Source organism: Micrococcus sp. TA1 (assembly GCF_014199555.1).
Taxonomy (GTDB): domain Bacteria; phylum Actinomycetota; class Actinomycetes; order Actinomycetales; family Micrococcaceae; genus Citricoccus.
Genome location: NZ_JACHNW010000001.1, coordinates 793,608 through 806,733, shown reverse-complemented (window position 1 = coordinate 806,733; position 13,126 = coordinate 793,608). Strand labels below are relative to the sequence as shown.

Here is a 13,126-nt window from a genome sequence, read left to right as displayed (position 1 = left end):
TCTCCTCGTCTCGTGGTTCGTCCGCCGGACCGGACTCCACGGACCGGCGGGTCGTCAGCTCAGGAACTTCACGGTACGCAGCTCGTCGGCCATGCCCACGAGGGAGATCCTGGCATCCTCCCCGCTCGCTCCGGCAGCCGGCACGTGCAGGGCCAAGACCTCACGGTACGTCATCCGCACGCCCTTGTGGGTCACCCGGCCGCCCCCACGCAGCTCGGCCGCCAGCTCGTCCACGATCACGGCGCCACCGGCCTCCTTGGGCCGGGCGTAGGTCCGGGCGTAGAGGTTGCCCAGGACGATCGCCGACCCGTCCGCCAGCCGCAGCCCGACGACGGAATCGGGCACGGACTCGCGCCGGAACGTGAAGCGGGCGTCGTCGGCGCCCTCGACCAGTGACTCCTGGTACTCGTGCACCGCGTCCACGTAGGGATTGGCCTCGATGCTCTCCGAGAAGTCGTCACCGGCGTCGCTGAGGTACCGCGCCGTTCCGGCCACGGCGTGACCGGGGGCCATCATCAGTCCCTCGGCGTCCGCCGATTCGAGGACCTCGACGCCGGTCTGGTCCAGGCTGCCCGCCGGCAGCTGCGCACCGGGGGTCATCGGCGCCGTGGCCACCAGCCGGTACTGGCCGCGCGCCGACTCCTGCCGGAGCATCAGGATCTGCGGCGTGCTGTTGCCCTTGCCCTCCGTGATGGCCATGGCCGTCCGCGGGAAGGAGGGGTCCGAGACGGCCGCGGCCGAGAGCACCGGCGAGGACCCGATCGGTTCCGGCGCCGGGATGCTGTCGTCGATCTTCCGGTTGCGGTAGTTCAGGGAGCGCATCTCCAGCGCGTGCTCGGCGACGCGCGGCCGGAGCTTCGTCGCGTTCTGGGCGAGGTCCCCGGCCCTGACCGTCTGGGCGACCTTGCCCAGGATCCGCTCCAGCTGGGCATCGGTCAGGACGGAATACGCCTCGTCCCCGGCCTCCTCCGTGGCGGCCGGCGACGAGGCCTCTGCGGTGGCCGCGGGGGCGGCACCGGCCGGGGCCACGCCGGTCAGCCCGATCGCCAGCGCGGTGACACCGGCGCCGATCGCGCGGAGGGCGCGCCGGGTGGCGGGCCCTCCGGAGGGTCCCGGCACGGCCGCCCCGGAGGTGCTGGTCACCGTGCCGGCGGTGGACCCGGTGCCGGACGATGCCGCGCCGGAGGGGGGCGACGCCGCACCGGCCCCCGGCGCGACCGGGGTCCCGGCGCCGTCGCGGGGACCCCGCGCGCGCCGGGCCGCGGCCCAGGCCAGCAGGCCGATCCCGATCAGCACCAGCAGCCCGCCGATGACGTACAGCGGCACGATCCAGGGGTTGTCGCCGACGCGGTTGGTCCAGGTCACCGTCATCTCGGTGGGGGCGGGGTCGGTGCCGTCACGGGCGACGAGCAGCGCCCAGTCCCCGTCGGAGGGCACGCTCCAGCGCTGTTCCAGGCGGTCCTTGCCCTCCTGGACGTCGAGCCAGAGGTCGGAGCCCTTGGGGTCCGGAACGGTGGCCTCACCCTCGGCGTGCTCGACCTCGATGCGCGGGGCCTCCCCGCCGGGGACATCCGTGGTGATGCCCGTGACGGTGTTGTGGGCGGCGTCCCCCACCCAGGCCTGGACGTCGCGCTCGCGGCCGAGCATCACGGTGAAGGAGCCCTCCCCGGAGATCGTGTACTCCACCGGAGCCTCGTCCACCGCGTCGATGCCGGAGGTGATCACCGTCAGCGGCGCCTCGGCGGGCTGCTGGCCGACGGTCGCCGTCATCGTCTCCGGTGGGGCCCAGATCGTCTGCAGTCCGCCGGCGCACAGCAGGGCGGCGATGCCCAGCAGAAGGGCCACTATTCCGGATACAACTCGCACTCGGTCACCTGTCGATGGGGGTCGGTTCGGGCCCAGAGGGCCAGCGACCAGTATAGCCGGAAGGTCACCGAATGATAACGGCAGGTCAGTGACGTAACCTGTCGCTTGTGCAGGACCATGACCCCTCCCGACCGGGCCCCGGCCCTGTCGCCGGCGCCGGCCCGGAGGCCGCCGGCCGCCCCCCGGGGCCGCCCTCGGCTGCGGTCCCGACGGCCGGCGCCCCGGCGCCCGCCGCCCCGGTGGCCGACGACCGCGAGCCCCCGGAACCCCGGCGCCCGCCGGGGTTCCTCCGGCGCGTCCTCGCCACCCGGCGGGTGCCGGGCGCCCGGCCCCGGCCCCGGTTCGACGTCCGCTCCCCGGAGGCGGAACGGGCGCCGGTGGACACGGCCGAGGTCCCCGAGGAGAGCCGGGTGCGGCTCATCGGTGCCGCCCACCCCATCCAGACCGGGTTCCTGCTGACCGTGGGCGTCGGGCTGGCACTGCTGGTCTACGGCATCCTCTCGGCCAACACGCAGTTGCTGGTGTGGATCGGCGCGGCACTGTTCATCTCGCTGGGCCTGGACCCGATCGTGCGCCGGATCGAACGCTGGGGCGCCCCCCGCGGAGTAGGCGTCGCGGCCGCGCTGCTGTTGCTGGCGGCCATCCTCACGGCCTTCTTCTCCCTGCTCATCCCCACCGTGGTGGAGCAGACCACGGCGTTCGTCAACGACCTGCCGGACATGGTCTCGGACTTCCTGGAGTCCCAGTTCTTCCACGACCTGGACTCGCAGTTCGGCATCCGGGAGATCGCGGAGACGGAGATGAACAGGTTCGTGGCGGACTCCGCCAACTACACCGCGATCTTCGGCGGACTGTTCGGCGTGGGCAGCGCGATCGTCAACACCGGTTTCTCCGTGCTGATCGTGCTCGTGCTGACGCTGTACTTCCTGGTGTCCCTGCCGGCCATGAAGTTCTGGGCCTACCGGCTGGCCCCGCGCTCCCGCAGGCATCGCGTGGAGTACCTGGGCGAGGAGATCACCTCCTCGGTGGGCTTCTACGTCATCGGCCAGTCGGTCGTGGCCGTGCTGAACGGCCTCGTGGCCTTCATCGCCGTCTCGATCGCCGGACTGCCCTTCGGTGCGCTGCTGGCGTTCTTCGCCGGGCTGATGGCGTTCATCCCACTGGTGGGCGCCCTCACCGGTGGGATCATCATCACCGCCGTCGCACTGACGGGTGGCTGGCAGCAGGCCCTGATCTTTGCGGCCATCTACTTCACCTACCTGCAGGTCGAGGCCTATTTCGTCTCCCCGCGGGTGATGAGCAAGGCCGTGGCCGTGCCCGGTTCGGTGGCCGTGATCGCGGTGATCGCCGGGGCGGCGCTGCTGGGCGTGCTCGGGGCCCTCATGGCCATCCCGCTGGCCGCCGGGGTGATGCTGGTGGTCCGGGAGGTCCTCCTGCCCCGGCAGGACCGTCTCTAGGCCTGGCGGACACCGGCCAGGACCGGTCCGTCCCACGTCGCCGGCATCCGCACTGCCCTGCCCAGCGCCGTGGACGCCACCTCGTCCAGGGCCCGGTGCGTGTGGGTCCGGCCCACCCACAGGTGCCGCGCCCCGTCGACGCCGACCACCTCGGCCTGCGGCACCCGGGCGAAGCGCCGCACCGCCTCGGCCGGTCGCAACGTGTCGTCCAGGCCGGGGACGAGCACCCGCAGGGGCCGTCCGTCGGCTGCCCAGCGGTCCAGGTCGTCCGGGGTGGAGCGGCGCAGCGGCGGTGAGAGCAGGATCCCGCCCACGGCCCGCTGGGCGTGGGGCACCAGCAACCCGTGCTTGAGCACCAGCTCGGTGCCGAAGGACCAGCCCAGCAGCCAGGGGGCCGGCAGTGACCGCTCGGCCACGAACGCCAGCGCCGCGGCCACGTCGGCCCGCTCGGAGACGCCGTCACCGAACGACCCGTCCGAGCAACCGCGCGCCGAGCACGTGCCGCGCGTGTTGAACCGCAGCACGGCCAACCCGGCCGTCGCCGGAAGCCACTGGGCCGCCTTGAGGTAGAGGTGGAAGTCCATGTGCCCGCCCACCGTGGGAAGCGGGTGGAAAGTCACGAGCGTGGCCCGGGGTGCCCGGTCGACGGGCACGGCGAGTTCGCCGACCAGGTCCAGGCCGTCCTCGGTGCGCAGCACGATGCGTTCGCGCGCGGCGGGCAACACCGTCCGGGAATGGATCGGTTCCGCTCCCCGCGTGTCCCGGTAGTCCTCGGCCACGGGCCCGGGAGGCAAGGGGACCGCGGGGGCGTCGTCGGGGGCCCCGCGCATCGGGCCGTCCTGTGGGTGCGGCATCGTCAGTACCGTCCGTCCTGCCGGCGCGTGCTCCAGCACTTGGGATGCCAGTGGCGCCGCTCCGCGCCGGCGGCCTCGTCACCCAGGATCGAGTCGCTGCGCCAGGCCACCAGGTGGGCGAGCCCCGGCGGGATGGTGCGCCCGCACCCCGGGCAGGTGTAGTCCTTCACGGCGCGCCAGGCGGGGATCCTGCGCACGTGCCAGCCGCCGTCGGGACCGGTCTCGTGCCGGTAGCCGGGGTCCAGTCCCAGCAACCGGTCCAGTTCTCCGGGGCCGCCGGGCCCCACCCCCGACGCCGGCTCCGTCCCCCGGTGGCGACCGGCGCGTCCGGCACCCGCTCCGGTACCGGGGCGGCGGCGGGGTCGGTTGGAACGGGGCACCTCCTCATGGTGTCACAGCACGGGCGCGGTGGAGCCGTCCGGGCGCCGGCTGCCAGTAGACTGCCCGGTGTGCGTTTGGTGATTGCCCGGTGTTCCGTCAACTACGAGGGGCGCCTGCGCGCCCACCTGCCGCAGGCCACCCGCCTGCTCCTGGTCAAGGCGGACGGCTCCGTCCTGGTCCACTCCGACGGCGGGTCCTACAAGCCCCTCAACTGGATGAGTCCGCCGGCGACGCTGCGGGTCGCCCCGCCCTCCGAGGAACTCGCCGAGGAGGGCGTGCGCGAGGTGTGGAACGTGCAGTCGACCAAGGCCGACGACCGCCTGGTCGTGCACGTCTTCGAGGTCCTGCACGACACCTCGCATGAGCTGGGCGTCGACCCCGGGCTCGTCAAGGACGGCGTCGAGGCCGACCTGCAGCGCCTGCTGGCCGAGCAGATCGAGCTGCTCGGCACGGGCCACTCGCTGGTCCGGCGGGAGCACATGACGGCCATCGGCCCGGTCGACATCCTGGCCCGTGACCCCGAGGGCGGCACCGTGGCGGTCGAGCTGAAGCGCCGCGGGGACATCGACGGTGTCGAGCAGCTCACCCGCTACCTCGACCTGATGAACCGGGACCCGCTGCTGGCCCCGGTCCGGGGCGTCTTCGCCGCCCAGCAGATCAAGCCCCAGGCCCGTACACTCGCCGAGGACCGCGGCATCCGCTGCCTCACCCTGGACTACGACGCGATGCGCGGCGTGGACGATGCCGAGTCCCGCCTCTTCTGACCCCGTCCCCGTCCCCCGTCCGCACGCCCCCGGGCGCCTGGTCACCCCGGGCCTCGTGGACCAGCACTGCCACGGCTACGGCGGCACCGACTTCGCGACCGCCGGACCGGAGGCCGTGCGCACGGCGCTGGCCGCGCTCGCCGGGCGCGGGGTGACCCGCGTGGTGGCCTCCGTGCCCACGATGCCGGCGTCCGAGATGCTGGCCGCGGTGCGCCGGCTCGCCCCGCTGGTCCGCTCCGGGGACCTGGCGGGAATCCACCTGGAGGGCCCGTTCCTGTCCCCCGCCCGGTGCGGGGCACACCCCCCGGCAGACCTCCTCGCCCCGGGCACCGGCGCGTCCCGGGCGCTGGTGCACGCCCTGCTGGAGGCCGGTGCGCAGGGTGGCACGGATCCCGGGTCCGGGGGCGGCAACGCCATCACCGCCATGACCTACGCCCCAGAACTGGACGGGGCGGCCGGTCTGGAGGCCGCGCTGCTGGCCGCCGGGGTCAGTCCCTCCCCCGGCCACACGGACGCCACGGCGGACCAGTTCGACGATGCCCTGGACCGGCTCGCCGGGGCGCCCGGGCCGCCCGCGGTCACCCACCTGTTCAACGCCATGGCCGGCTTCCACCATCGTCGTCCGGGGCCCGTCCCCGGTGCCCTGCGGGCGGCGGCAGGGGGCCTGCTGCGGCTCGAGCTGATCGCCGACGGACGGCACGTGGACCCGGCCGTGGTGCGCGACGTCATCGCGCTGGTGCCCGACGCGGTCTGCGTGGTCTCCGACGCCTCCGCCGCCACGGGTGCGGCACCGGGCCGCCACCGGCTCGGACGCGTGGACCTGGACTCCGCACCGGGCAGCGCGCCGAGGCTGGCCGCCTCGGGCACCCTGGCCTCCGGGTCGGTGTCCCTGGACCGGGCCCTGGGCCTGCTGCTGGAGTGGGGCGTGGCCCGGGACGCCGCCGTGCGCTCGGTGACCGCCACCCCGGCCCGGGGCCTGCCGCCCGGGCGCCGGGACTCCGGCTGGGTGGTGTGGGACGCACCCGGGGTGCCGGGCGACGTCGTGCTCCCCGCGGGACATCCCCTCGCCCGGGGCCGTTAACGCATCCAGCGCACCGCCGTCACGGCGATGCGCTGGAGGATGTTCCGACCGGGGTTCAGTGGGCCCGGCGGCGCGAGGCCCGGTGGCCCCGGCTGGCCCGGTGACGTCGGGACGGCATCTCCCGCCACGTGCCGAAACCGACCGCGGGACCGGCCTCGATCCAGGCCGAGAGACCCGAGCAGTCATCCGTGTGGATGTCCAGGTCGATCGGTGACGGCCCGCCATCCACGCGCACCACCACCGACCCGTCCTGCCGCCCGGGCGCCCCGCGGCGCAGCCGCAACTGGTGTCGGGCCGCCTTCCACCGGGGCCGGGGATCGATCGACCAGACCGTCATCAGGTCCAGCCCGGCCTCGTCATACCGGCCGATGACCAGCGTCCCGGCACCGCGCTCGTCCGCGGGCCGGGCACGGGCCGTGAACGTCCCGGGCGTGCGCACCAGGGTGCGCCAGCGCCACCACACCATGAAGGCGAGCACCAGCAGCGCGGCGGCGATCGCCGCGACCAGTGCCGACCACCCGGGGCTCACGTCAGGCTGCGCCCTGTCCGGCCGCGGTCCCGTTCAGGGACGCCGCACCGGCCACGATGACCACGCGGTCGTTGTCCACGGAGAAGAACCCGCCCTCGGCGTGGGCCGTGATGGTCTGGCCACCGGCCTGCTGGACGACGACGTCGCCGTCGCCCAGCACGGCCAGCATCGGGGTGTGACCCGGCAGGATGCCGATCTCGCCGTCGATGGTCCGGGCGCTGACCGACTGCGCCGGTCCGGACCACACGAAGTGGTCCTCCGCCACGATCTCCACCTCGAGTTCGTGCCTGTCAGCCATGATCAGTTCTCCGACTGGATCTTGGCCCAGTTGCGCTCGACGTCGTCCAGTCCGCCGACGTTGTAGAACGCCTGCTCGGAGATGTGGTCGAGGTCACCGTTGGCGATGGCGTTGAAGCCCTCGATGGTGTCCTTGATCGGGACGGTCGAACCCTCCACGCCGGTGAACTGCTTGGCGGTGTAGGTGTTCTGGGACAGGAACTGCTCGATGCGGCGGGCGCGGGAGACGACGATCTTGTCCTCCTCCGAGAGCTCGTCCACACCGAGGATCGCGATGATGTCCTGCAGTTCCTTGTTCTTCTGCAGGATCTGCTTCACGCGGGTGGCGGCGTCGTAGTGCTCCTGGCCCACGTACTGCGGGTCGAGGATGCGCGAGGTCGAGGCCAGCGGGTCCACGGCCGGGTACAGGCCACGGGAGGCCAGCGTACGCGTCAGGTTCGTGGTCGCGTCCAGGTGGGCGAACACGTTGGCCGGGGCCGGGTCGGTGTAGTCATCCGCGGGAACGTAGACGGCCTGCATCGAGGTGATCGAGTGGCCGCGGGTGGAGGTGATGCGCTCCTGGAGCACGCCCATCTCATCGGCGAGGTTCGGCTGGTAGCCCACGGCGGAGGGCATGCGGCCCAGCAGCGTGGAGACCTCGGAGCCGGCCTGCGAGAAGCGGAAGATGTTGTCGATGAACAGCAGCACGTCCTGGTTCATCTCGTCGCGGAAGTACTCGGCCATGGTCAGGCCGGTCAGGGCGACGCGCAGACGGGTTCCCGGCGGCTCGTCCATCTGGCCGAACACGAGGGCGGTGTCCTTCAGGACGTCCGCCTCCTCCATCTCGACCCAGAGGTCGTTGCCCTCACGGGTACGCTCGCCGACACCGGCGAACACGGAGGTGCCGCCGAAGTTGCGGGCCACACGGGTGATCATCTCCTGGATGAGCACGGTCTTGCCCACGCCGGCGCCGCCGAACAGGCCGATCTTGCCGCCCTTGATGTACGGGGTCAGCAGGTCGATGACCTTGATGCCGGTCTCCAGCATCTCGGTGGAGCCCTCGAGGGCCGCGAAGTTCGGCGCCGGGCGGTGGATGGACCACCGCTCCTTCACGTCCAGTTCCGCGGTGGGCACGTCGAGGGACTCGCCCAGGACGTTGAAGATGTGGCCCTTGACGACCTCGCCCACCGGCACGGTGATCGGCGCACCGGTATCGGTCACGGCGGCGCCGCGGACCAGGCCGTCGGTGGACTGCAGTGAGATGGCGCGGACCAGGTTGTCGCCCAGGTGCTGCGCGGTCTCGAAGGTGATGGTGCGGGTCTGACCGTTGACGGTCAGCTCGGCGGTGAGGGCGTTGTACACGCCCGGCATGGCGCCCGCGGGGAATTCGGCGTCGATCACCGGCCCGATCACGCGGGCGATGCGACCGATGGCGCCGCCGGTGGCGGTACCGGTGCCCTGTTCGTTCGTGGTGGCAGTCATCTCTCTCACTTCTTTGGTGTGGATGGCGGTTGCTGTGGTGCCGGTCGGCCCGGGGTCAGGATGCGCTGAGCGCGTCCGCACCGGCGATCAGCTCGGTGAGTTCCTGGGTGATCTCGGCCTGGCGGGCGTTGTTCATCTTGAGCGTGTACTCGCGGACGAGGTCCTTGGCGTTGTCGCCCGCGGACTTCATGGCCCGCTGACGGTTGGCCAGCTCCGAGGCGGCCGACTGGAGCATCGCCGAGAAGATCCGGGACTCGATGTACTTCGGCAGCAGGGCGTCGAGGACGTCCTCCGGTGCCGGCTCGTACTCGTAGAGCGGCAGCAGCTCGGTCTCGTCGGTGACCTCCTCCTCCACCACCTCGAGGGGCAGCAGCCGGACGACGGTCGGCACCTGGGTCACGAGAGAGTGGAACTCAGTGAAGACGACGTGGATCTCGTCCACGCCACCGTCCTCGGTATCGTGCAGGAACGAGTCGACCAGCGTGCGGCCGATCTCCCGGGCGCGCTCGAACTTCGGGCTGTCCGTGTCCCCGGACCAGAGGTCCTTGTACTCCCGGCCGCGGAAGTCGAAGTACCCCTGGGCCTTGCGGCCGACGAGGTAGACGTCGGTCTCCTTGCCCTCGGCGTGCAGCTTCTCCAGCAGCTCCTCGGCGTGGCGCAGGATGTTGGCGGAGTAGGCGCCGGCCATGCCACGGTCCGAGGACAGGATCAGCACGGCCGAACGGCGCGGGTTCTCCACCTCGGAGGTCAGCACGTGCTCGATGTCCTGCTGCGATGACACGGCGGACACGGCGCGGGTGATCGCGTTGGCGTACGGCAGCGACGCGGCCACGCGTTCGCGGGCCTTGCCGATACGGGACGTGGCGATCAGCTCCATCGCCTTGAAGATCTTCTGCATCGACTGCGTCGAGGCGATCTTCTGGCGGTAGACCCGGATCTGGGCTCCCATGGTTGTCCTTTCCTTCGTTCCCGCTCACCGGTGCCCGCCCTCGCGGGCGGGCACCGGTGAGCGGTCACGGTCAGCGCTTCTGCTTGACGATCTTTTCCTGGGTGACCGCGTCGGCCGCCAGCGGATCGTGTTCCTCGTGCCCGGCGGCCACGAGCTGGCTGTCGCCCTCGCCGAAGAAGCCCTTCTTGAAGGACTCGACCTCGGCCTTGAGGGTCTCCAGGGCGGAGTCCTCGAGCTTGCCGGTCTCCCGGATCGACGCCAGGACCAGGTCCTTGTGGCGCAGGTGGTCCAGGAACTCGCGCTCGAACCGCAGCACGTCCTCGACCGGGACCTCGTCCAGGTGGCCGTTGGCGCCGGCCCAGATGGACACGACCTGCTCCTCGACCGGGTACGGGTTGTACTGCGGCTGCTTCAGCAGCTCGGTCAGGCGCTCGCCACGGGCCAGCTGGCGGCGGGTGGCCGGATCCAGGTCCGAGGCGAACATGGCGAAGGCCTGCTGGTCGCGGTACTGGGCCAGGTCCAGCTTCAGGGTGCCGGAGACCTTCTTCATGGCCTTGATCTGCGCGGCGCCGCCGACGCGGGACACGGAGATGCCCACGTCCACGGCGGGACGCTGGTTGGCGTTGAACAGGTCCGACTGCAGGAAGATCTGGCCGTCGGTGATGGAGATGACGTTGGTCGGGATGTAGGCCGAGACGTCGTTCGCCTTGGTCTCCACGATCGGCAGGCCGGTCATCGAGCCGCCGCCGAGCTCGTCGGAGAGCTTGGCACAACGCTCCAGGAGCCGGGAGTGCAGGTAGAACACGTCACCCGGGTAGGCCTCGCGTCCCGGCGGGCGGCGCAGCAGCAGCGAGACCGCACGGTAGGCCTCGGCCTGCTTGGAGAGGTCGTCGAAGATGATCAGGACGTGCTTGCCGCCGTACATCCAGTGCTGGCCGATGGCCGAGCCGGCGTAGGGGGCCAGGTACTTGAAGCCAGCCGGGTCAGAGGCCGGGGAGGCCACGATCGTGGTGTACTCCAGCGCGCCGTTCTCCTCCAGGGTGTGGCGGACGGCGGCGATGGTGGAGGCCTTCTGGCCGACGGCCACGTAGATGCAGCGGACCTGCTTCTTCGGGTCGCCCGAGGCCCAGTTGTCCTTCTGGTTCAGGATCGTGTCGATGCCGATGGCGGTCTTGCCCGTCTGGCGGTCACCGATGATCAGCTGGCGCTGGCCGCGGCCGATCGGGATCATCGCGTCGATGGACTTCATGCCGGTCTGGAGGGGCTCCTCGACGGACTTGCGCTGGGTCACGCCCGGCGCCTGCAGCTCCATGGCGCGGCGTCCCTCGGCCTGGATGGGTCCCAGGTCGTCGATCGGTGCACCCAGCGGGTCCACGACGCGGCCCAGGAAGGCATCGCCCACCGGGACGGAGAGGACCTCTCCGGTGCGCTGCACCTCCTGGCCCTCCTCGATGCCCTGGAAGTCGCCCAGGACGACGACGCCGATCTCACGGGTGTCGAGGTTCTGGGCCAGGCCCAGCGTGCCGTCTTCGAAGCGAAGCAGCTCGTTGGCCATGGCGGAGGGCAGTCCCTCCACACGGGCGATGCCGTCCGCGGCGGAGACGACGTGGCCGACCTCCACACGTTCGGTGCCGGCCGGTTCGTAGGATGCCGCGAACTCATTCAGGGCATTGCGAACATCGTCAGCGTTGATGGTCAAGTCGGCCATCTGCGTTCCCTGCTCTCTAACGTTGGTGATCATCGAGATGACGATGACCGAAGGTGTCTGGGTGGATTCGTCGGACCGGCCTCAGCCGGCCAGTTTCCGCTGGAGGTCGAGGAGCCGGGTCTGGAGGGAGGAGTCGACGACGTCGTCGCCCACCTGGACCCGGATGCCACCGACCAGTTCGGGATCGACGGCCACGTCCAGCTTCAGGTCGCGGCCGAAGAGGCGCTTGAGCCCGGAGGCCAGGCGTTCCTGCTGCCCGGGCCCGAGCGGACGGGCGACCGTGACCTCGGCGATCCACGTCCGCTGGCGCTGGGCCACGGCGTCCACGAAGTCCCGGACCAGGTCGACCGGCTTGCTGCCGCGCGGGTTCTCCACGGCCTGGCGCACCAGCAGGCGCGCCTCCGGGGAGGCGCCTCCCATCAGTCGCTCGGCCAGGGTGCCCCGGGCTGCGGCGGGGGCCTGCGGATCCGTCAGTGCACGCTGGAGATCATGGGATTCCCCGACCGCACGGTTGAAGGACAACAGCTCGTCCGAGAGCCGCTCCAGTCCGCCCAGGCCCTCGCGTTCGGCGGACCCGGCCACCGCGGTGGTGGCCAGCTGCTCGAGCGCGTCACCGAAGTCCCGGTCCCGGGACCAGCGGCGGCCGGCGAGGTCGGCCAGGACGGTGAAGCCCGCCTCGGAGAGCTTGCCGCCGAACAGGGACCGGACCACGCCGACGCGACGCTCGGTCGTCCACGAGGGATCGGTCAGGGCCCGGCGCAGGGGCGCGCTGGAGTCGACCGTCCCGAGTGCCGAGAACAGTTCGCCGGCCAGCGGGAGTCCACCGGTGGTCAGGACGGAGTCCAGGTCCCGGCGGGCGGCCGTCAGTGAGTCGGAAGATGCACCGGCCATTACTCAGCAGCACCTGCGCTGGTGGAGGCCTGGCCCACGGTCTCGCTGCGCTCGAGGTCCGCGAGGAACCGGTCCACGACGCGCTGCGAGCGGGCATCGTCCTCGAGGGACTCGCCCACGATGCGGCCGGCCAGGGTGGTGGCCAGGGCGCCGACGTCGTTGCGCAGCGAGGACTCGGCCTGCAGGCGCTCGGCGGCGATCTGGGCGTGGGCCTGCTCGACGATGCGGGCCGCCTCGCCGGAGGCCTTCTCGCGGGCGTCGGCCAGGATCTGGGCACCCTCGGCGCGCGCCTCCTCGCGGATGCGATTGGCCTCGGCGTAGCCCTCCTGCTGCTGCTGCTCGTAATTCGCCTTGAGGGCGTTGGCCTCGGCCTGGGCCTTCTCCGCCTTCTCGAGGCCGCCTTCGATCGCGGCATACCGGTCCTGGTACGCCTTCTCCAGGGCCGGTGCGATGTACTTGATCACGAGGAACATCAGCACGGCGAAGCCGACGGCGGTGACCAGCACCTCCCACCAGTTGGGGACGAGAGGATTCGCCCCCTCGGCTGCCGCGAGGATCGTTTCAGACCTGATCATGGTTCAACCATCCTTTGGTGATATTTCCTGTCATGGGTGGCCGGACTGCCGGCCGAGGATGGACAGGAATTAGAGGACGAAGGCGAAGACCAGGCCCAGGATGGCGAGGGCCTCGGCCAGGGCGAAGCCGAGCAGGGCGATCGGCTGCAGGATGCGCTGGGCCTCCGGCTGGCGGGCGACGCCGTTGATGTAGGCGGCGAAGATCAGGCCCACGCCGATCGCGGAGCCGATGGCGGCCAGGCCGTAGCCGATGAGGTTCAGGTTACCGGTGATTTCCATGGTGTTCCTTTCAAGATGCCAGGCGGCAGGTTGT

The 13,126-nt window shown here is 71.5% G+C and carries 14 protein-coding genes; 3 read left to right on the top strand and 11 right to left on the bottom strand.

Annotated elements, in window-relative coordinates:
* Window positions 1-54: 54 nt before the first annotated feature.
* Window positions 55-1,845, bottom strand: a complete 1,791-nt coding sequence (locus GGQ69_RS03400; RefSeq protein ID WP_183524628.1) for a hypothetical protein — start codon at window positions 1,843-1,845, stop codon at window positions 55-57.
* 128 nt (window positions 1,846-1,973) lie between these two features.
* On the opposite strand from GGQ69_RS03400, the gene GGQ69_RS03395 reads away from it, so the two are divergent.
* Window positions 1,974-3,323 (top strand): AI-2E family transporter, encoded by a 1,350-nt coding sequence (locus GGQ69_RS03395; protein WP_298045358.1) that lies wholly within the window; start codon window positions 1,974-1,976, stop codon window positions 3,321-3,323.
* Here GGQ69_RS03395 and GGQ69_RS03390 read toward each other — a convergent pair.
* A complete protein-coding gene (locus GGQ69_RS03390) occupies window positions 3,320-4,153 on the bottom strand; it encodes an alpha/beta hydrolase (RefSeq protein ID WP_183524624.1) in 834 nt (277 codons plus the stop codon). The two genes, GGQ69_RS03395 and GGQ69_RS03390, sit on opposite strands and share 4 nt — an antisense overlap.
* 26 nt (window positions 4,154-4,179) lie before the next feature.
* Window positions 4,180-4,557: a hypothetical protein gene (locus tag GGQ69_RS03385; protein ID WP_183524621.1), complete on the bottom strand. Its 378-nt coding sequence runs from the start codon at window positions 4,555-4,557 to the stop codon at window positions 4,180-4,182.
* Window positions 4,558-4,626: 69 nt separating this feature from the next.
* Here GGQ69_RS03385 and nucS point away from each other — a divergent pair, with 69 nt between their 5' ends.
* Both nucS and GGQ69_RS03375 read left to right on the top strand, forming a co-directional pair.
* Entirely contained in the window at window positions 4,627-5,322 is a 696-nt protein-coding gene (nucS, locus tag GGQ69_RS03380) for an endonuclease NucS (RefSeq protein ID WP_183524618.1), read from the top strand.
* Entirely contained in the window at window positions 5,300-6,403 is a 1,104-nt protein-coding gene (locus GGQ69_RS03375; protein ID WP_183524615.1) for an amidohydrolase family protein, read from the top strand. The genes nucS and GGQ69_RS03375 overlap by 23 nt, the downstream gene beginning before the upstream one ends.
* 55 nt (window positions 6,404-6,458) lie before the next feature.
* Here GGQ69_RS03375 and GGQ69_RS03370 read toward each other — a convergent pair whose 3' ends face one another.
* The 8 genes from GGQ69_RS03370 to GGQ69_RS03335 all read right to left on the bottom strand — a co-directional run bounded on the left by GGQ69_RS03370 (window position 6,459) and on the right by GGQ69_RS03335 (window position 13,092).
* Window positions 6,459-6,932: a DUF2550 family protein gene (locus GGQ69_RS03370; RefSeq protein ID WP_010144350.1), complete on the bottom strand. Its 474-nt coding sequence runs from the start codon at window positions 6,930-6,932 to the stop codon at window positions 6,459-6,461.
* 1 nt (window position 6,933) lies between these two features.
* Complete coding sequence (locus GGQ69_RS03365; RefSeq protein WP_010144349.1) at window positions 6,934-7,230, bottom strand: F0F1 ATP synthase subunit epsilon; 297 nt, start codon at window positions 7,228-7,230, stop codon at window positions 6,934-6,936.
* A 2-nt stretch (window positions 7,231-7,232) separates the two neighbouring features.
* On the bottom strand, window positions 7,233-8,690 hold the full coding sequence (gene atpD / locus GGQ69_RS03360) for a F0F1 ATP synthase subunit beta (RefSeq protein ID WP_183524612.1): 1,458 nt from the start codon (window positions 8,688-8,690) through the stop codon (window positions 7,233-7,235).
* 55 nt (window positions 8,691-8,745) lie between these two features.
* Entirely contained in the window at window positions 8,746-9,639 is an 894-nt protein-coding gene (locus tag GGQ69_RS03355; protein ID WP_183524609.1) for a F0F1 ATP synthase subunit gamma, read from the bottom strand.
* Window positions 9,640-9,709: 70 nt separating this feature from the next.
* On the bottom strand, window positions 9,710-11,347 hold the full coding sequence (gene atpA / locus GGQ69_RS03350) for a F0F1 ATP synthase subunit alpha (RefSeq protein WP_183524606.1): 1,638 nt from the start codon (window positions 11,345-11,347) through the stop codon (window positions 9,710-9,712).
* Between the two features lie 81 nt (window positions 11,348-11,428).
* Window positions 11,429-12,238 carry a F0F1 ATP synthase subunit delta gene (locus GGQ69_RS03345; protein WP_183524603.1) on the bottom strand — a complete coding sequence of 270 codons (810 nt, stop codon included), beginning with the start codon at window positions 12,236-12,238 and terminating at the stop codon, window positions 11,429-11,431.
* A complete protein-coding gene (locus GGQ69_RS03340; protein WP_183524600.1) occupies window positions 12,238-12,813 on the bottom strand; it encodes a F0F1 ATP synthase subunit B in 576 nt (191 codons plus the stop codon). Before GGQ69_RS03340 ends, GGQ69_RS03345 begins: the two co-directional genes overlap by 1 nt.
* Before the next feature lie 69 nt (window positions 12,814-12,882).
* Window positions 12,883-13,092 carry an ATP synthase F0 subunit C gene (locus GGQ69_RS03335; protein ID WP_010144343.1) on the bottom strand — a complete coding sequence of 70 codons (210 nt, stop codon included), beginning with the start codon at window positions 13,090-13,092 and terminating at the stop codon, window positions 12,883-12,885.
* Window positions 13,093-13,126 lie beyond the last annotated feature (34 nt).